This window comes from Allotamlana fucoidanivorans, assembly GCF_045788535.1.
GTDB classification, from domain to species: Bacteria; Bacteroidota; Bacteroidia; order Flavobacteriales; family Flavobacteriaceae; genus Allotamlana; species Allotamlana fucoidanivorans.
This window is the reverse complement of record NZ_CP074074.1, coordinates 2,596,527-2,615,849: the sequence shown is the minus strand read 5'-3', so window position 1 is coordinate 2,615,849 and position 19,323 is coordinate 2,596,527. Positions and strand designations below refer to the sequence as shown.

Annotated in this window: 14 protein-coding genes; 6 read left to right on the top strand and 8 right to left on the bottom strand. The window is 34.6% G+C overall.

Features of this window, described 5'->3' with window-relative positions; translation table 11 throughout:
- Nucleotides 1-7: 7 nt before the first annotated feature.
- From KFZ70_RS11415 to KFZ70_RS11400, 4 genes are all read left to right on the top strand, one after another.
- Nucleotides 8-2,383, top strand: a complete 2,376-nt coding sequence (locus tag KFZ70_RS11415) for a TonB-dependent receptor (protein WP_139698048.1) — start codon at nt 8-10, stop codon at nt 2,381-2,383.
- A 4-nt stretch (nt 2,384-2,387) separates the two neighbouring features.
- Nucleotides 2,388-3,206 (top strand): DUF4249 domain-containing protein, encoded by an 819-nt coding sequence (locus KFZ70_RS11410; protein ID WP_139698049.1) that lies wholly within the window; start codon nt 2,388-2,390, stop codon nt 3,204-3,206.
- An 88-nt stretch (nt 3,207-3,294) separates the two neighbouring features.
- On the top strand, nt 3,295-4,116 hold the full coding sequence (gene murQ / locus KFZ70_RS11405) for an N-acetylmuramic acid 6-phosphate etherase (RefSeq protein WP_139698050.1): 822 nt from the start codon (nt 3,295-3,297) through the stop codon (nt 4,114-4,116).
- Nucleotides 4,100-4,333 (top strand): DUF6095 family protein, encoded by a 234-nt coding sequence (locus KFZ70_RS11400; protein ID WP_139698051.1) that lies wholly within the window; start codon nt 4,100-4,102, stop codon nt 4,331-4,333. The genes murQ and KFZ70_RS11400 overlap by 17 nt, the downstream gene beginning before the upstream one ends.
- 13 nt (nt 4,334-4,346) lie before the next feature.
- Here KFZ70_RS11400 and KFZ70_RS11395 read toward each other — a convergent pair whose 3' ends face one another.
- From KFZ70_RS11395 to KFZ70_RS11375, 5 genes are all read right to left on the bottom strand, one after another.
- Nucleotides 4,347-4,844, bottom strand: coding sequence for a DinB family protein (locus tag KFZ70_RS11395; RefSeq protein WP_139698052.1), 498 nt, complete (start codon nt 4,842-4,844; stop codon nt 4,347-4,349).
- A gap of 96 nt (nt 4,845-4,940) precedes the next feature.
- Nucleotides 4,941-6,332: a c-type cytochrome domain-containing protein gene (locus KFZ70_RS11390; protein ID WP_139698053.1), complete on the bottom strand. Its 1,392-nt coding sequence runs from the start codon at nt 6,330-6,332 to the stop codon at nt 4,941-4,943.
- 19 nt (nt 6,333-6,351) lie between these two features.
- Nucleotides 6,352-7,482, bottom strand: a complete 1,131-nt coding sequence (locus tag KFZ70_RS11385; RefSeq protein WP_139698054.1) for a twin-arginine translocation signal domain-containing protein — start codon at nt 7,480-7,482, stop codon at nt 6,352-6,354.
- A 16-nt stretch (nt 7,483-7,498) separates the two neighbouring features.
- A complete protein-coding gene (locus KFZ70_RS11380) occupies nt 7,499-8,992 on the bottom strand; it encodes a DUF1501 domain-containing protein (RefSeq protein ID WP_139698055.1) in 1,494 nt (497 codons plus the stop codon).
- 22 nt (nt 8,993-9,014) lie between these two features.
- Entirely contained in the window at nt 9,015-12,254 is a 3,240-nt protein-coding gene (locus tag KFZ70_RS11375; protein WP_139698056.1) for a DUF1553 domain-containing protein, read from the bottom strand.
- A 167-nt stretch (nt 12,255-12,421) separates the two neighbouring features.
- On the opposite strand from KFZ70_RS11375, the gene KFZ70_RS11370 reads away from it, so the two are divergent.
- Together KFZ70_RS11370 and KFZ70_RS11365 are read left to right on the top strand one after the other, a co-directional pair.
- The gene (locus tag KFZ70_RS11370; protein WP_139698057.1) at nt 12,422-13,303 is read left to right on the top strand and encodes a helix-turn-helix transcriptional regulator; all 882 of its coding nucleotides are present in this window, start codon (nt 12,422-12,424) and stop codon (nt 13,301-13,303) included.
- Complete coding sequence (locus tag KFZ70_RS11365) at nt 13,296-14,168, top strand: AraC family transcriptional regulator (RefSeq protein WP_139698058.1); 873 nt, start codon at nt 13,296-13,298, stop codon at nt 14,166-14,168. The genes KFZ70_RS11370 and KFZ70_RS11365 overlap by 8 nt, the downstream gene beginning before the upstream one ends.
- Here KFZ70_RS11365 and KFZ70_RS11360 read toward each other — a convergent pair.
- From KFZ70_RS11360 to KFZ70_RS11350, 3 genes are all read right to left on the bottom strand, one after another.
- Nucleotides 14,165-16,606 (bottom strand): helix-turn-helix domain-containing protein, encoded by a 2,442-nt coding sequence (locus KFZ70_RS11360; protein ID WP_139698059.1) that lies wholly within the window; start codon nt 16,604-16,606, stop codon nt 14,165-14,167. The two genes, KFZ70_RS11365 and KFZ70_RS11360, sit on opposite strands and share 4 nt — an antisense overlap.
- A gap of 140 nt (nt 16,607-16,746) precedes the next feature.
- Nucleotides 16,747-18,042 carry a family 43 glycosylhydrolase gene (locus KFZ70_RS11355; protein ID WP_139698060.1) on the bottom strand — a complete coding sequence of 432 codons (1,296 nt, stop codon included), beginning with the start codon at nt 18,040-18,042 and terminating at the stop codon, nt 16,747-16,749.
- A 10-nt stretch (nt 18,043-18,052) separates the two neighbouring features.
- Nucleotides 18,053-19,309, bottom strand: a complete 1,257-nt coding sequence (locus KFZ70_RS11350) for a family 16 glycosylhydrolase (RefSeq protein WP_199240683.1) — start codon at nt 19,307-19,309, stop codon at nt 18,053-18,055.
- Nucleotides 19,310-19,323 lie beyond the last annotated feature (14 nt).

Sequence of the window (19,323 nt, the reverse complement as noted above, 5' to 3'; positions counted from 1 at the left end):
CTAGTAAATGAAAAAACTACTAACCTCAGTGCTTTGTGTGTTGGTACTCAATGTATTTTCTGCTGTATCCCAAGAAAAACACACTATTAGTGGAACAATTATAGAAGAAAAGAGTAATGAAACACTTATAGGTGTTAATATTATTTTTCCAGAAATCCAAGCAGGAACAACCACCAATGAATATGGGTTCTACTCCATCACGTTACCTGCAAACACCTACAAAATGATCATTAGTTACTTGGGTTTTTCTACAATTTATGAAACTATTGCGCTTTCTGAAAATATCACAAAGAATTATAGTTTAGAAGATGAACTTGAAAGTTTAGATGCGGTTATTATTACTGAAAATGTTGAAAAAACGAATATTAAGACACCTCAAATGGGCGTAAATAAACTTACCGCTAGCACTATAAAAAATATTCCTGTTGTACTCGGTGAATCTGATATTATAAAAGCCATTACATTACTTCCTGGGGTTACCACAGCTGGCGAAGGTGCTTCGGGTTTTAATGTAAGAGGTGGAGCCGCAGATCAAAACTTAATCTTATTAGATGAAGCCACTATTTATAATTCCTCTCACCTCTTTGGCTTTTTCTCTGTGTTTAATCCTGATGCCATCAAAGATTTAAAACTCTACAAAGGAGGTATTCCAGCGCGGTATGGTGGACGAGTTTCATCTGTTTTAGACATTTATCAAAAAGAAGGTAATAGCAAAAATTTCCACGCCAATGGTGGTATTGGTTTAGTGTCTAGCCGATTACTTTTAGAAGGACCACTAAAAAAAGAAAAAGGATCTTTTTTGTTGGGAGGGCGATCTAGTTATGCACATTTATTCTTACCTCTTTTCGATATTGATAATGTGGCCTATTTCTATGACCTAAATACTAAATTAAGTTATAACATAAACCCTCGCAACAATATCTTCCTCTCTGGATATTTTGGTAGAGATGTGTTTAGAATAGAAGATACTTTTGAAAATTCCTATGGTAATGCCGTTTTAAATTTTAGATGGAATCACCTGTTTTCAGATAAACTCTTTTCAAATCTATCATTAATTTATTCAGATTATGATTATGATTTAAAGCTTAATTTTGTTGAGTTTGATTGGGTTTCTGGCATTAGAAATTTCAATTTAAAGTATGATTTTAAACATTATTTAAATCAAAAATTAAAATTACAATACGGATTAAATAGCGTTTATTACAAGTTCAATCCGGGCGACATAAAGCCCACCACCCCTAGTTCTGGCATCAATCCATTTAAATTAACAGATAAATACGCCTTTGAAAATGCCATTTATTTTGATGCCGAACATAACATTTCAGATAGACTAGCCCTTTCCTATGGTTTACGGTTAAGTAGCTTTCATCGCTTAGGACAAGATGAACTCAATATCTATGAGAAGGACCAAGCTGTGGTCTTTAATACTGATTTTCAAATTTATGAAAAAGCCACACCTATAGGTGTTGAAAACTATAAACGCAGTGATGTTATTAAAAGTTTCTTCAACCTTGAACCCAGAGCTTCATTGTCTTATCAATTAAATGAGGATAATTCGGTTAAAATAAGCTATAACAGAATGAGTCAATATCTCCACTTATTATCAAACACTAACTCACCTACTCCTTTGGATGTTTGGACACCTAGTGGAAAATACGTGAAACCGCAGCTATTAGATCAATACGCTATTGGTTATTTTAAAAATTTTGACAATAATGATTATTCTCTCGAGGTAGAAAGCTTTTACAAAAAAGTTCAAAATAGAATCGATTATATTGACGGTGCCGATTTAATTGCCAATAATGCCATTGAGCAAGTTATCCTCAATGGAAAATCAAGATCTTATGGTTTAGAATTTTTACTCAGAAAAAACAATGGACGTTTTAAGGGCTGGTTAGCCTATACTATATCAAAAGCAGAACAACAAACACCTGGTAGAACTCCAGAAGAAACAGGTATTAATAATGGCAAATGGTATAACACGCCCTTTGATAAAACCCATGATGTATCCATAACAGCAAGTTATGACATCAACGAAAAATGGAAGTTTAACACCAATTTCTTATTCCAAACGGGCCAACCCGCTACCTTTCCTAATGGACAATACGAATATAATGGCCTAAATATTCCTAACTATAGTGACAGAAATTCAGATAGACTTCCCGCTTATCACAGACTAGATTTAGCAGTAAACTACACTCCTAAACCTAACAAAAAAGAAGGTTGGCAAAGTTATTGGGTTTTTGGCCTATATAATGTTTATAATAGAAGAAATGCGGCTTCTATTAGCTTTACTCAAAATACTGAAACAGGTAGAAATGAGGCGTTGCGGTTATCTATTTTTGGGGTGGTACCCTCTGTTTCTTATAATTTCAAATTTTAAGTCCATGAAAAAATTATTTTATATAGGTATTTTAATAGCCATGGCATTAACATCTTGCCAAGACGTTATCGATGTTGATTTACAAACTGCTGAACCTAGATTGGTTATTGATGCTTCTTTAAGTTGGAAAAAAGGCACTAATGGCAGCTCGCAGTCTATAAGATTAACGCTTACTGCACCATATTTTGCAGATAATGTGCCACCAGCCACCGGAGCAACCGTAAGCGTCACGGATTCCAATAACACAAGTTTTAATTTTTTAGAGCAAGGAGAATCTGGGGTTTATACCAACGCCAATTTCATTCCTGTTATTGATGAAACTTATACACTTAATATTAATTATAAAAATGAAACCTATACAGCTACAGAAACCCTTGTTCCTGTTGTTCCTATAGATTTTGTTGAACAAAAAAATGATGGTGGTTTTTCAGGTGAAGATATTGAAATTAAAGTCTATTATACAGACCCTGCTGATATTGAAAATTTTTATTTATTTGAATTTTTAGTTGTTGAAAGAAACACCTTAAGTTTAGAAGTTTATGATGATGAATTTACAGATGGAAATCAAATTTTTGCCTTTTATACGGACGAAGATTTAAAAGCTGGTGATGAATTGATTATCAAAAATTCAGGAATTTCAGAACGCACCTATAATTTTTTAAATATTTTACTGCAGCAAACGGATGATAATTCTGGAGATCCTTTTGAAACACAGCCTGCCACAGTAAGAGGAAATTGTATTAATACCAGCAATCCTAAAAATTATCCTTTAGGTTATTTTAGAGTTACCGAAACAGACGAAATAACATATATTGTTCAATAAGGTATTAGTTCGTTTACATTCAAGTAAGCCTTTGCTATTTATTAAAATATCAACCTAGTAGTAAATGAATTTTGATTACTTTTGAATCATGAATTTTACCAAAACTACCGAACAAGATTCTAACTATAATCATCTGGAGAAGATGCCTGTTTCAAAGCTTCTTAAAAACATCAACAACGAAGACAAAACAGTTCCCTTAGCCGTTGAAAAAGCCCTACCTCAAATTGAGGCTTTAGTGATTCAAATAGTTTCTAAACTTAAACATGGCGGGCGATTATTTTATTTAGGTGCTGGTACTAGTGGAAGACTAGGCATTGTTGATGCTTCTGAGTGCCCACCAACGTTTGGAGTTTCTCATGATTTGGTTGTAGGACTCATTGCTGGTGGAGATTCAGCCATTAGAAAAGCCGTTGAATTTGCCGAAGATTCAACCGAACAAGGTTGGAAAGATTTACAAGCCTATAATATTTCTCAAAAAGATGTTGTTATTGGTATAGCAGCTTCTGGCACTACACCATACGTTATTTCTGCCCTTGAACAATGTAATAACAACAAGATTATTACAGGTTGTATTACCTGCAATGAAAAGAGTCCACTTGCTTTAACTGCCCAATTTCCTGTTGAAGTTATTGTAGGTCCTGAATTTGTTACAGGAAGTTCTAGAATGAAGGCTGGTACTGCCCAAAAACTAGTATTAAATATGCTTACTACAGCTAGTATGATTCAATTGGGACACGTTAAAGGCAATAAAATGGTAGATATGCAGCTAAGCAATAATAAATTAGTTGATCGTGGCACCAAAATGATAATGACCGAACTACAAATACCTGAAGCTTTGGCTTTAGAACTCCTTACCAAGTACAAAAGTGTACGTGAGGCGATTAAAAATTATAATGATGCAAGACAATAAAACAGACAAAAAATTACTATTTAAAGGACTAAAAACATTACTCTTCTCTCTATTAAGCCTCTTTATGGGACCTATACTTTTAAGTTTTGCTTTTAGTAAACCTGATGAACCGCTTTACTTACCATTATTAATTATTGGCTGCGCTATTTGTGCCATGGCTGTTTTCATGATGTTTAAAGGCATTAAAATCATCATGGATAGTATGTTTAAGAAATAGTTGTAACTAATAATTACTCAATTAGTGGTTTTGGAGTACTTGGGTTATAGCCAAACGTTACATCACTAGAAACAATCCCTAAACGCTCAAGAATATAATTGATAATAGCGTAATGATGAATAGTATGGCTATTGGCCTGAGCAAACAAGCTTCCGTAAGTATAAGGTATCATTGTTTTCCCTAACCCCAAATCATCAATCACAATAAGTGCATCACTCATATTGAAAGTGACTGATTTTAATTTTTCAATACTTTCATTTAAGTATTGTATAGCCGATTGACAATCATACTCTACCACTTTGTTGCGGCGTCTAGCAATTAAATCAACAACGCCTTCATTTGTACCCCTAAAAATACAATCGTAAAAATCTAAAACATGTCTAATATGGCTACCAATACTGGAATAATAAGGTGCTACCGAAGTGTCAGAAAATTGGTCATTGGTTAAACCACTTAATATATATTGAGATTTCTGAAGTGTTTTTAAGTTGGCTTGCAAGATGTTATTCATGCATACTAAAATAGTTAAATATTATTATTAAAAAAATATTTAACTATTTCAGTATGAAGATTATGAATTTTCTATACCTTATTTTAAAGCAAGCATTTAATATGATGCAAGTATTACCTCAGGAAAGTTAGCCTCTTGCTGATACTTATTAAGGCTCTCTTCTGTTATTGCTGTTTGCCAAGCATAAACCTTTTGTAACTTATGCATATGCATTAAACTCTCTAAGCAATTATCTGTAATGTTGTTATTATAAATATTCAAGCTTAAAAGATTGGAATGATTTTCTAGTAATTTTAAGCCTTTATCAGTTATTTGATTTCTATTAACAACTAATTTTTCCAGATTATTAAAAGTGTTAATTATCTCAAGATGTGCATCGGTAAGTTGATTATCTTCAATATATAACCACAGTATATTGCTCTTTAAATTAGCAAGTTTTTGAAGTTTTAGAGTCAAATCCTTTGTACCCTTATCCATATTGTAGTTTGGTAAAACTACCTCATAAACATTTGAATTGAAAACCAATTCCCTAAAATTAAACCCTTCAGCCATTAACTCTTCAAGAACATGAGTTTCAACTGGAGATACTTTTGGCAAAGTAACTTCCTTGTTATGCCCCATTTTTTCAAACCCTAAAAAAACAGATGCAATATGCTTCATACTGTCTGAGGTTTTTACTGCAGATACTTTTGAACTGAAATTAGCATGGGCATTATCTATCCAATACTTCAAAATAAAAATTTCATCTTCAGTCAATGGTGTTTTGCCCTCAGGAGGCATGAAATCATCATGTTTTGGATCTAACAACACACGTTTTATCATTTCAGATTCCATCGCATTTCCGGCCACTACAACTTTTCCATTTTTACCTCCTTTAAAAATAGATAGTGAATCTTGAAAAGACAATCCGCCCTTTTTCTTATTTGAATTGTGGCAGCTTATACATTTCTCTTCAATAATAGGTTGAGCTAAATAGTCAAAAATAACAGCATCCTCTACTTTAGCAATCTTAGGAAGCGTTTTTTGCTCCTTTTGAGTAAATGGTAAATATTTGGTTAAGTAGTCACTTCCGTGTGTTAAATTTCCACCATAATGTCCAGTGATACTCAGTAAGACCACAATGAGCGTTAACAATGAAATATTTGATTTAGCAGTATTTAAAACGGTCAACTTTAATTTATCCACCCGAATCAACCAAGCCAGTAAAACAATTACCGTTGTAACGACTCCAAAATAAAAATGGGAGTCTAGCATAGACACTTCATAATCACCACTCAATGAAAGCATATACCCTAAAACACATGCTATTAGCGCTGTTATAAAGCCTAAAAATAGAGCAAAAGGCACAGCCGATTTTAGCGCTTTTCTATCAGGGTGTTTTCCAAACCATTCTAACAAAAAGGCAAAAAACAAAAAGCCAATAGGCAAATGCACTACTAAGGGGTGAAACCTTCCTAAAAACAGCACAAAATCTGGTACTTCAGTCATAAAAAACTCTCAATTTTGTTTAAACACGTTCTAACTTATATGGTGCGGAATGGTTAGCATTCCACTGACATATATATACATTTTTATCTTCATCTATACATACATCGTGACCATGTAGTATAGGCTTTTCGTCAATTTGAAAAGACTTTTGAAGTTCACCATCCTTATAAACAGGCGCTGTACCGCCTGGATTGGAGACAACTTTATCACCCTCTAAAATAGTTACAAAACCAGTATGATCTTTCCAGTTGGTTTTACCGACTTTAGGTTGAGACCAACAAACACCAGCATACAAATTAGTATCATCAAAAACGGGCCTGCATACCTGCATATTTGGTAAGTGTAACGTTTTAATATACTTCCCATCTAACGTAAACCATTTAAAACAAGCTTGACTTCGAGATGTTACAACAACCATTGGATTGTTTTTATCTCGATAATCTATTGCAACGCCATGGGCGCTCATTATCCGGTAGTTTTCATCTGGATTATCACTTCCTCCCCAATGCCTAATGTATCTTCCATAAGCATCATATTGAACAACGCGACTCATACCATAGCCATCAGCAACATAAATATCACCGTTTGGTCCAATGGCGGTTTCGGTTGGACAAAAATCCTCACCTGGCTTATAAATACCAATAGTTACTGGGTGTCCGATATCAAAAATTACCTTACCATCAACCGTAGTTTTCGCAACACGACCATTATGCTTTACCATTTTGTTATTCTTACCTAGTGCCCAACCAGAATCTGCTATATATAACATATCTTCTCCGCCTTCGTCATGTAATGTCAACCCATGACCTCCTTGATAAGCTGTGCCCCAAAAATCTAATAACTTACCAGATTTATCAAAAATTAGAATATTATTTTGCGGATGATCGCCTATCATGATCAAACGACCTTTGCTATCCATTACCATTTCATGGCAATTTAATAATGGTGTTCTGGTAGAACTCAATTGTGCCCAGTTTTTAGTAAGTTTATACTTATAATCACCATGACCTAGAATTGTATCTGTTTCATTAAGCAAATGATTTGATTGTTTCTTACTTGTAATAATAGACGCTCCAAAAGTTGATGAAGATGCTGCCAAAGCGGCTCCTGCTAAGCTTGTGTTTTTTAAAAAGTTTCTTCTAGTAGTCATAATTTTTAGTTTAGTATTAGGTAAGTAAATCTTTTACAACATGACCGTGAACATCTGTTAATCTGAACCTTCTTCCTTGGTGTTTAAAGGTTAAACGCTCATGGTCAATACCAAAAAGATGTAATAGTGTAGCATGAAAATCATGAACATGAACAGGATCTTTCACTACGTTATAACTAAAATCATCAGTTTCTCCATAAGAAAATCCAGGTTTTACGCCAGCACCTGCCATCCACATTGTAAATGCTTTTGGGTGATGATCTCTACCATAATTCTTATCGGTTAATTGCCCCTGTGAATACACCGTTCTTCCAAACTCTCCGCCCCAAACAACCAGCGTATCATCAAGCATACCTCGTTGCTTTAAATCTTTTATTAAAGCGGCTGTAGCCTGATCTGTTTTCCTACTTTGGTTTCTAACACCTCCAGGACATCCTATATGCTGATCCCAACCTTGATGAAATAACTGTACAAATTTCACGCCTTTTTCTAAAAGTTTTCTTGCCATTAAACAGTTGGCTGCATACGTTCCAGCATCACGGCTGTCTTTTCCATATAATTCAAAAATATGATCTGGCTCATCAGAAGTATCTGTAACTTCTGGCACTGATGTTTGCATACGATAAGCCATTTCATACTGTGTCATTCTAGCCTGAATTTCGGGATCTCCGTAAGCATCATTTTGAATATTGTTAAGCCTCCCTAAATAATCTAACATCTTTTTGCGGTCATTCCCATCATAATTATCAGGATTATTTAAGTAAAGTACAGGATCTTTTCCTGATCTAAATTGAACACCTTGGTGCTCAGTAGGTAAAAAACCATTGCCCCATAAACTTGCCTTTAGGGGCTGACCTTTTCCGTTTTTTGAAACCAGCGTAATAAAGGTTGGTAAATTATCATTATCAGATCCTAAACCATAACTTAACCATGATCCCATGGAAGGCCTACCTGGAAGTTGATGACCCGTTTGAAAAAATGTTACTGCTGGTGTATGGTTAATTTGATCGGTTTGCATGGATTTTATGAAGCATAAATCATCAACCACTTCTGATAAATAAGGCATAGCTTCACTTACCCAAGCTCTAGACTCCCCATACTGTTTAAATTTTAATGATGAAGGTGCTACTGGTAAAGTACTTTGACTGCCACTCATACCAGTAAGTCTTTGTCCGCCTATAACCGATTCTGGTAAGTCTTTACCAAACATATCTACCAGTTTAGGTTTATAATCAAATAAATCTAATTGTGATGGCCCTCCACTTTGAAATAGATATATAATGCGTTTGGCTTTAGGTAAATGATGCGGTAACCCCTGTTTATTTTTATTAAATAAAGGCATATTACTACCTACATTAGCCCAAGCTTTTTCTGTATTTAATAAACTACCTAGCGCTAGGGCTCCAATACCTAGTGAGGTTTTCTTTAAAAAATGCCTTCTATCAAATTGTTTTTCAAAGCTTTGTAAATCCTTGTTATTTGATCTTAATATATCGTGATGATCACACATGGCGTTTTAAGTTTTGTTGAAATTATCGTTTCGTTATAAAAGCGTCAGAATTTATAATTGTTGATGCCACCACAGCATTTGCAGCAATTAACGCTTTGTCATCTGTTGGTTCTATTTTATACTCTCCCAGACTTATCCATCCGTTAGCCTTAGCTTCGTTATTTTTAAATTTTTCTAATTCTGATTGTTGTAAATCCAACAAAACATCCAATTCAGTTGATTTAATTTCTCTACCTGTTAGCTTTCTAAATATGGTAGCAACACCTTCTTTTAAATCATTATACCCAGCTATTTTCTTCCCCATTACCCTAGCCGCTTCAATAAAAGTTGGGTCATTTAATAGTACTAAGGCCTGTAATGGCGTATTCGTTTCTTGACGTCTTGTGGTACATAAATCTCTTGTTGGTGCATCAAACGTTGCTATTGTAGGATTGGGTACCGTACGCTTCCAAATGGTGTACATACTTCGTCTGTATAAAGCCTCTCCTGTACCTTCTTCATATGTTCCGCCACTAACTCGCCATAATCCTGGAGGTTGATACGGATAAACACTCTCTCCTCCTATTTTTTGATTTAATAAGCCCGAAGCATACAAGGCATTGTCTCTTAACATTTCACCAGATAATCGTTTTGAAGGGCCTCTAGCTAAAAGTTTGTTCTCTTTGTCTATAGCCATCAACTCTTTACTTGCAATACTTGTTTGCTGGTATGTGCTTGACATTACTATCAATTTATGCAGTGCCTTAACATCCCAACCAGATTCTATAAACTTTATAGCCAACCAGTCTAATAATTTAGGATGACTAGGAAGCTCTCCCTGATTTCCGAAATCTTCAGAGGTTTTTACAAGTCCACGACCAAAAATATTTTGCCAGTATCTATTTACGGTAACTCTAGCCGTTAACGGATTATCCTCATGGGTTAACCATTTTGATAGGCCTATACGGTTTCTCTCTAAGTCATCTGGAAAAGCGAAGATTCGTTCTGGCACATCAGGAAAAACCGAATCTGTGGGCGAGTCGTATTGCCCCCTATCAAGCACATAAGCTTGTCTTGGTTTTTCCATTTCCTTCATCACCATGATTTCTTTAATAGGCTCAATACTATCTACATATTGTGACCTTGCATTCATCAATTCCTTAAGTGAGGCTTTGTAAGCGTTTGATTTTGTGGTTACAAAATACGCTTTAAGAAGTTGTTTTTCAGAAGCATTAAGTTCTTTTTCTGATTTTGACAAAAGCTGATTCAACCTCGTGGAATTTGCAAACTGCATAACTTCAAGCCCTGTCAATTCACGGTTAAACACCAAAATATCATCAACCATTCCATTTCTTAAACCTTTACCTCGCCAAATAGCTCCTATTCTTAAACCAGGTTCGGTTTTTCCTTTATATATCCCAATAGATTGATTTTTAAAGATGATATCTTTATACAGGTTATCAACCATAATTTCGGTTTCAAGCTTTTCTCCATCAAGGTATATGTTTACACCGCTGGCTTTACTTGAGCCATCATAGGTTATGGTAAGCTGAATCCATTTTTCCTTGGGTACATCAATTAAAGACTGCTTTACAATAGCATTATCTGGCCAAACATGAGCCAGAAGGGCTTCTATTTTATTATCCTTTATATTTAGGTGATACCCTCTGTAACTATGAAGTTCTGGGCCCTGCATTTTATGGAAAATAACACCGTTTTTTAAATCTTTTGGAACGAATACTTGAATCCCTATACTGAATGCCTGGTCTCTTTTGAAAATACCAATTTTATCTAAATCCAGCCACGTATCACCATCCATTGCTAAACCGTAACCTGAAATTCCCGCTTTAAAAACGGCCTTTTGGTTATCGGCAAAATGTTGTCGCATTCTAATATTTTGTTTTTCTTTTTGTGCGACATTATTTTTAAAATTCTGTTGATTGAAGTCTAAATGAGCAATTAAACCAAGAGGCTTTTGTTTGGTATTTATTGTTTTATAAGATTCATTGATTATCCAATTATTAGCTTTATCAGACTCATTCTTAATAACCTCACTAACCATTTTTTCTTTCTCGTCAACAAGAGATTCCAGATACAACATCAATTCTTCTTGCTCGTTTGTAGGAAGTAACATGGTTGGTACTGGAGTTGCTAAATCCCAAGGAATAAGCCCTGTTTCATTTACATTATTAAAGAAGCTGTACAGTTCAAAATGATCTTTTTGGGAAATAGGGTCATATTTATGATCGTGACATTTTGCACAAGCCACTGTAAGCCCTAAAAATGCCTGCCCTACCGTGGCTGTTCTATCAGACACATATTCAGAACGAAATTCTTCATCTATAATTCCTCCTTCAAGATTTTGTGGGTGTAACCGGTTGAAGGTTGTTGCCAAGCGCTGTTCTCTTGTTGCATTAGGCAACATATCACCTGCAAGTTGCCAAAGTATGAATTCGTCATAAGGCATATTTTCGTTGAAGGCCTTAATTACCCAATCACGCCACGGTGAAACATCGCGATACCAATCAACACTGTAACCATGCGTGTCAGCATACCGTGCCACGTCCATCCAATCTAAAGTACGTTGCTCTCCATACTGCAACGATGCTAACAAACGGTCTATTTGCTTTTCATAAGCTTCGGGAGATTCATCTTTTAAAAAAACATCTAATTCTTCAATAGTTGGTTGAAGTCCTGTTAAATCAAGAGATGCTCTCCGTAAAAGCAATTCTTTATCTGCCTTTTCTGAAAGCTTTAAACCAACAAGTTCTAATTCTTCTAAAACAAAATTATCAATGCCATTTGCTACCTGATTTTTATGTTTAACATCAGGTATCTCATGCTTTACTGGCTTAATGAACGCCCAATGATCTTTGTATTCTGCACCATCTTCTATCCATTTAATAAGTACGGCCTTTTCATAATCATCTAAAGTTAAATGTGAGCTTGGCACAGGCATTACCAGTTCTGGATCCTCACTTAAAATACGATGAAACACTTCACTTTTATTTAAGTTTTTGGGTTTTATAGGGTAGATTCCTGGACTTTCAGACAATTCGGCATATGCCAACTCTGCGGTATGCAATTGCAAACCTCCTTTAATATTATCTTTATCTGGCCCGTGACATAAAAAGCACTTATCAGACAAAATAGGTTTAACATGTTGATTAAAATCTACTTTTTTAGGTAGTTTTTGATACTCAACATACACCGAATCAGGAATGTCCACATTATTGCACGCACAACATACTAGAGTAACCAGTACTAGGAAACTTAATCTCATACCTTATTAACTTAATTTTTCTGCTATCCTTGCAAAATTAAGGGTACGATTAAACAAAAGCCTAAATAAATCAGCCTAAAAAATGCACATTTCCGATATTAAAAACACCTTGAACAAAACTTTTTGCTTACTTTTATGGTTAACAAAAGGTAACCTCTAGGGTATTCGTGAACGATTTTCTACTTTCTCTCAAACTAAAATTACTCCATGTAGGATTTGAAAAACTTGATAGCAATTGGAATTATCAAAACGTAATAAGTCCTTTTGTTAGACTTATTTTAGTTACAAAAGGGAGAGCTATTTTATCTCATTCAAATCAGATATTTAATTTAGAACCAGGTTTTTTATATTTGGTACCAAACCACACCCTTAACAGTTATAGCTGTGAAACACATCATGAACAATACTACGCAGGATTTTTTGAAGAGGTAAAGTTAGGGTTGTCTGTTTTTGACCTCAAGCATTTTAATTATCAAGTTAAAGCTACAGATCAAGATGTAATACTCTTTAAACGCTTATTAGAAATTCATCCGTATAAAGCCGTAAAAGACAAAACGCCGAAATCTCATATTAATCATTCGTTATTAAATAGCGAAATTATTAATACAAACATGGATGATTATATTATAGAAACTCAAGGTATTTTATCTATTCTTTTTTCAAGATTTATTAACAATAAGGATATTCTTTTGCCCAAAAATGTTGGATTTAAAGGTGATTTAACCAAAGTTCTAGCTTATATAGGTAAACATATTGATAAAAATATCACGGTTAAACACCTAGCTGAATATTGCGATTTAAGTCCCGACCATTTTACAAAGTGTTTTTTTAGCAAATTTGAAATTACACCCAGTAGATATATGCAACATAAACGCATTGAACGTGCTCAATTTTTATTATCAACTACAAAAGATAGTATTCCTCAAATAGCAGCACATGTGGGCATGCCAAATACATCGTACTTTTCAAGAAAATTTAAAGCATTAACAGGATCAAGTCCTGGTAGTTATAGAAAACAACAACTGCTTCAATATATGGCTCATGGTTAATCAATTTCAATCATTAAAACTTAGGCTATTAAACGTAGGCTATTCTAAGCTAGATAATCATTGGGATTTTGATAATGTGATTAGTCCGTTTACCCGATTATACCTCATAACCAAAGGAAACGCTCAAGTGTATCACAATAGCAGAAAGTTTAATTTAATGCCTAACCACCTATACCTCATTCCTAGCTTTACTTATAGTAGTTATAAATGTGATGTATACCACGAACAGTTTTACATTAGTTTTTTTGAGGAACTTGGTAAAAGTCTATCTATTTATAATTTTGCAGATTTTAAATATGAAGTTGAAGCTAATGCATTTGACAAAGCCTTATTTGAGCGCTTATTGCATCTCAATAAAAATAGAACGTTAATTAATAACTCCCCTGAGCATTATGATAATTATGAAACATTATCAACGTTTGAACGAAAAAATCAAGAGCTCTCAGCAAGTGCTTTTATGGAAACGCAAGGTATTTTGAAAATACTTCTATCCAAGTTTATTAACTACAAAGTGTCTTTAAAACCAAAAGTTTCTAAATCTTTTTCAAAATCGGTACTGTACTATATTTCAGAACATCTTAGCCAACCAATATCAGTAAAAGAAATGGCTCATTTTTGTGATTTAAGCATTGATCACTTTTCAAGAAAGTTTACCAAAACGTTTGGTGTCAGGCCTAGTAAATATGTTCAACAAAAGCGTATAGAAAGAGCCATTTTACTTATAACAACCACCAATTACTCTTTAAAAAAGATAGCAACGCTTATTGGCTATGAAGACTACAATTACTTTTCTAGAATCTTTAAAAAGCAACTTAGTGCAACCCCTAGTGCTTTTAAAACATCACAAAAAGCACCAAAAACTTAATCCTTAAAGTTTAAATTTTCTAACACCAACCGCAATGCTCCATAAGAATACTTTTCATCTAGTTGATGCTTTAAATCTGATAAGGTTTCAAATTCTTTTTGAGGAATTAATGCTTTCAATTCATTATAATGCTCCTCTGAAATTAAATCTGTTACTTTTGTTTCTCCTGTTTTAATAAAGCTTGCCAAATGTGTAAACACTGTATTTTCATTCAATTCACGTTCATGAGCAATCTCTTCAATAGATTTTCCAGATTGAAATAATAGTAATGATTCTTTCTTAGAGTCGCCACGTTTTCGTTTGGGTTTAGCCTGCTCAAATAGTGTTTCTTCTTCTGAGGTTTCAATGTTGTGCACTTCGCAATACGCGCGTATTACTTTCAAAATTACTGAGCCATACTTCTCTACTCGTTTTTTGCCCATACCATTAATCTGAAGCAATTCTTTTGTCGTGGTTGGTAACGTTTCGCACATTTCATAAAGCGCTTTTTGAGAAAAAATCTGGTAGTGAATTAAATCATTTTCTCGAGCAATATCATTGCGAAGTAGTCTAAGCTTTTCAAAGAGTTCAACATGACTGGTACCATCAATAACTGTTTTTCGTGATTTCTTGGGTTTATTTTTTCCTTGGAATACAGATTGGGCTCTCAATTCAAGAAATTGTTCAGTTTTAAACCCACATTCTAGTCCTTTAAAATATAATAATTTCACTTCAAGAAGTTCTTCAAAATGATCAAGATGTTTTGTGATTTCAGCTCCTATAGTCTGATTATCTGTTGTAAAGGCAAAATCCTTTAAAGGTTTCACTATTCTTGCTTCCAATTCTGAAGCGAAATAATTTAAGCCTTTAATAAAACGCTCTTGGATGATGGGACTTTTTTCGGCTAAACCAAATTCTTCTGAAAGCTGATTGAGCTGATGCTTAAAACTGTTGCTTACTTTAAGCAGATGTGTTACACAATCTTTTATACCAAGAAAGACCTGTTCAACAGGTCCTTCAACCACGGTTCTATTTTTATAATAAATATCTAAAATTCTATTGACAGGATATAAAAACTCAAAAAATTCAAATATTTCAGCCATTAAGTCTAACTGAAATTTCTTTTGAGAATCACTTAAAACAATCTCATCTGGTCTATTGTTTTCTGTCTCTTCATTGAATGCTGTTACATGGCTATCATTAACTATCTGGTTGGGATGAATTTTATGTTTTAAAACCAAACCTTCTAAAGATTTACATCTACTCAAGGCTACGTAAGTTTGCCCATGTGCAAAGGCACCTTCGGCATCAATAATTGCTTTTTCAAACGTTAACCCCTGACTTTTATGTATGGTAATTGACCAAGCCAAGCGCAACGGTATTTGTGTATACGACCCTATTTTTTCTTCTGTTATTGCTTTAGTATCAGGATCAACATTGTAGGTTATATTCTCCCAAGTTTCAGGTGTTACAATAATAGCTTTTTCATCATCTGGGCAATGCACAACAACTTCATCTGAATCTAAATGAATAACCTTGCCTATTTTTCCATTAAAATAGCGTTTGTCTGAATGACTATCATTTTTAACAAACATGACCTGCGCCCCTACTTTCAAGGTTAATTCCTGACTATTGGGATACGCATATTCAGGAAATTTACCATCAAGGGTCGCTTTATAAATAGATTTCTTCGAGGTTAATTTGTCTAACTCTGCCTTATTTACTGCATCTGCTTTATTATTATGTGTGGTTAAAGAAATATAGCCATCTTCGGGTTGCGTTTGAAAATTAGAAATGTACCGCTTATTGAGTTCTGAAGCAATAGATTCTGTCAGTTGATTATCTCTAATAGCATTTAAAATCTCTATAAATTTTGGGTTTTCTTGACGGTATATATGCTTTAGTTCAATAGTAATAGCCTGACACTGTTGAAACGCTTGACTACTAAAAAAGAATCCATTTTTGTAGACCTGTTTTAATACCTCCCATTCTTGTTCTTTTATTACAGGCGAAAGCTGTTGTAAATCACCAATCATAAGAACCTGTACTCCGCCAAACACTTTATTTCTATTCCTAAAACGACGTAACGTACGGTCAATTCCATCTAATAAATCGGCCCTTACCATACTAATCTCATCAATAACAAGCAGATCTATGGACTTAATTATATTGATTTTAGTTTTACTGAATTTTCTATTGAATCCTTTAGAAGCATTTAAATCTGTTTCTGGTAAAATAGGCCCAAAGGGCATTTGAAAAAAGGAATGAATGGTAACCCCTTTTGCATTAATGGCTGCCACACCTGTAGGCGCCACTACAACCAACCGCTTTAGGCTTTCCCGCTTTAAACGATGCAGAAACGTTGTTTTTCCAGTTCCTGCTTTACCTGTTAAAAATATGGACTGATTGGTAGAATTTACAAATTTATAGGCTAACTCTAATTCTTTATTTTGGGCCATTAAACATCAAAATTTTTAGATTTTGAAGATAGTAATTTTCCAATTTAAAGGCTTTTCTATTTTGAGTTTTGTTAACCTTTTATAGTCGATCTACAAAACTCAAAATAGAATGAACTTATATTTCAATACTAAAGTTAAAACTACTTATTTTTTAATTTTTCATTTTCTTTTAAAACACGTTCTCGCTGCTCTCCACTTAATCCATGTTTAAATAAATCTTCAAAATCCGGTTTATAGTGATGTCCTTTCATACCCTCATCATGAACGTCAAGACTTAAATCGCAATCAAAACGAAGTAATACCGAATGATTGCGTTTCCAATCTCCATGAGGAACCGTAAAATGAGATAATCCCCACGTTATACCTTTTCCCTTTTTGGTGTTTGTGAAAGCATCAGAAACATATGGGCCAGCCGCATCTGGCATTAACTCAACGGTACTGGCTATTTCAAAATTCACCCAGTCTTTAGCGTATTGAATGGTATTACTTTCATTTCCGTCTCTAATAGCAAAAGCCGCAACGCCTTCTTTAAAAGGAAATAATGTGGTTTCATGCCCTGAGCTCATTATAGGGTTTAAAGGGTGCTTTTCAAAGGGACCAAAAGGGTTATCCGCAATAGCCAAACCATGCATACGTACTAATTTTGAAGTGTCAGACTTACCAAAGTCTGATTTGTAGTATATATAAATTTTACCATCGTGTACCAATGGGTATGGATCGTGAATTGAAAATTGATCCCATGACCCTGGCACACCATTTGGTATAACTTCCTTGTTATAAGGCTTCCAAGGTCCATCGGGTGAATCGGCATAAGAAACCGCTACTGGGCAGTTATCCCCGCCACTTTTACCTGGCGCTTCAGAGAAAGCTTGATAGTACAGGTAATATTTTCCTTCCCATTCTAAAATATCAGTCGTAGTTACAGAACGCCATCCCACATTTGGTTTTGGTGGTCTTGGTACGGCAACACCTTGCTCTTCCCATGTAAAACCATCATCTGAAGTAGCATAATAAATATCAGATAAATCCCAGTCTGCTGAGGGAATAGTATCGTTACTCAAATGGGCATTTGAAACCCCTACTGGAGCTGAAGCGGTGTTTCTGTGGGTATACCACACATAGTATTTTCCGTTGGTAAAAAGGATTTTTGAAGGGTCGCGTCGTGTAATGGTTCCATCTCCATTGTTATAATCAAAACCTTTTAATTTGGTGTATTTGAATTGCGTAAATAACTCATTAGTTTCAGGTTTTGCCCCCATATAAGCATCATAATTTCTATTTAATGCAGCACTCAAAGGGATATTGGGTTTTTCATCTGGTAACATATAAGGAAACGGTGCATGGTCTGTATTGGTTTCCTGCTCTTTATCTTTTTGAGCACATGCTGTACTAAAAATGCCTAGAGCTACACATAAAATTCTGGTTATTTTTATCATTATATCTTATTTAGTTTTTTAGGTTAATGATTATAGTATTAATATCTAATATTTGATCCTTTTGCTCTTTTATACACATATGGCTTACTAGTTTATAATTTGAACTTCTTTTAGGAACTTGAAGAAGTTCAAAATCAAACTCCATATTAGCATAGCCTGCATGGGCTGTAAATTTCTTTTGAGCCACCATTTTACCTTCCTCGTTCAACAACTTTAAAGTCACTGTTCTATCAACATTGGCTTTATAGGTGAGTGGTATTTTTAGCTTGTTAGTGCTTTTAACTTGTAAAACACTCTGTTCAAAATACACGCCTTCATCATAGATTTTAATCAACGCTTCAGGTTTCAATGTTGTGCTTTCATGAACATCAACTAATTCATAACCTCTTACCCAATCATAATAAACGGTGTTCTTAGTATCATCAGCCAACTCCTCATCTGTTGGTAATGAAATCCAAGGAAAAGGGTAGGTTTCACAAACCAAACGCATATACATTGGTGTATTCATAGGTTTACTACTTATAGAATCAAAAAACTTTTGATGTTTAGGAGCGCGATTATCGTAATAATAACTGGCATGTAAAGCATCACGCCACCATCCGCCATACACATGAAAATCTTTTGAAGCTACCTCTTCGTTCTCAAATCGTACTTGCGAAGCTCTGTAGTCATGCCTTTCCCCTTCACAGTCATTATACCAATAATGTGCATTTGAATGCATCCCACTGGCAAAATAGCTTCCCTTAAAGTCTCCTTGTTTACCAATACATTCCTGAATATCCCATTCTTGACTATACTGGTCACAGCCCTTTGGTCCCGTGACATTATTTCCTGAAAACCAAAATGTAGTACTCATGGATGTTGCAGCTGCTTTAACTCTGCATTCATAATAACCTAAAAACGCCGCCTTTTTTGAAACTACCGCACCTCCTTTAATATTAAAAACAATGTCTTTCCCATAGGCATGCACAATAGTATCTTGTTTCATTTTTTCGCCTTTTATTTGAAGAAATCCATCTTTAACAGAAACCTGAGACGGCATGAAAAGTCCTGGTGGTCTGCCAATCCATGTAGGGTGATAATTCAACCATTTAGTAGTGTCTAGTTCTGTGCCATTAAATTCATCGGAAAAATCAGGATTTAAAACCCAGCGTTTCCCTAATGGTGGTTTAGGTGGCCCTACGCTTGCTACTTGTGCTTCTACCCCATAAACCATAAAAAGTATACAGATAAAACCACATCTAATCATATTTTGCATATTACTCATTTTACAGAAGTGTG

Excerpts from the sequence above, each read along its gene's own strand:
- KFZ70_RS11415 (WP_139698048.1), top strand. The coding sequence starts at position 8 with ATGAAAAAACTACTAACCTCAGTGCTTTGTGTGTTGGTACTCAATGTA.
- KFZ70_RS11410 (WP_139698049.1), top strand. The coding sequence starts at position 2,388 with ATGAAAAAATTATTTTATATAGGTATTTTAATAGCCATGGCATTAACA.
- murQ (WP_139698050.1), top strand. The coding sequence starts at position 3,295 with ATGAATTTTACCAAAACTACCGAACAAGATTCTAACTATAATCATCTG.
- KFZ70_RS11400 (WP_139698051.1), top strand. The coding sequence starts at position 4,100 with ATGATGCAAGACAATAAAACAGACAAAAAATTACTATTTAAAGGACTA.
- KFZ70_RS11395 (WP_139698052.1), bottom strand. The coding sequence starts at position 4,844 with ATGAATAACATCTTGCAAGCCAACTTAAAAACACTTCAGAAATCTCAA.
- KFZ70_RS11390 (WP_139698053.1), bottom strand. The coding sequence starts at position 6,332 with ATGACTGAAGTACCAGATTTTGTGCTGTTTTTAGGAAGGTTTCACCCC.
- KFZ70_RS11385 (WP_139698054.1), bottom strand. The coding sequence starts at position 7,482 with ATGACTACTAGAAGAAACTTTTTAAAAAACACAAGCTTAGCAGGAGCC.
- KFZ70_RS11380 (WP_139698055.1), bottom strand. The coding sequence starts at position 8,992 with ATGTGTGATCATCACGATATATTAAGATCAAATAACAAGGATTTACAA.
- KFZ70_RS11375 (WP_139698056.1), bottom strand. The coding sequence starts at position 12,254 with ATGAGATTAAGTTTCCTAGTACTGGTTACTCTAGTATGTTGTGCGTGC.
- KFZ70_RS11365 (WP_139698058.1), top strand. The coding sequence starts at position 13,296 with ATGGTTAATCAATTTCAATCATTAAAACTTAGGCTATTAAACGTAGGC.
- KFZ70_RS11360 (WP_139698059.1), bottom strand. The coding sequence starts at position 16,606 with ATGGCCCAAAATAAAGAATTAGAGTTAGCCTATAAATTTGTAAATTCT.
- KFZ70_RS11355 (WP_139698060.1), bottom strand. The coding sequence starts at position 18,042 with ATGATAAAAATAACCAGAATTTTATGTGTAGCTCTAGGCATTTTTAGT.
- KFZ70_RS11350 (WP_199240683.1), bottom strand. The coding sequence starts at position 19,309 with ATGAGTAATATGCAAAATATGATTAGATGTGGTTTTATCTGTATACTT.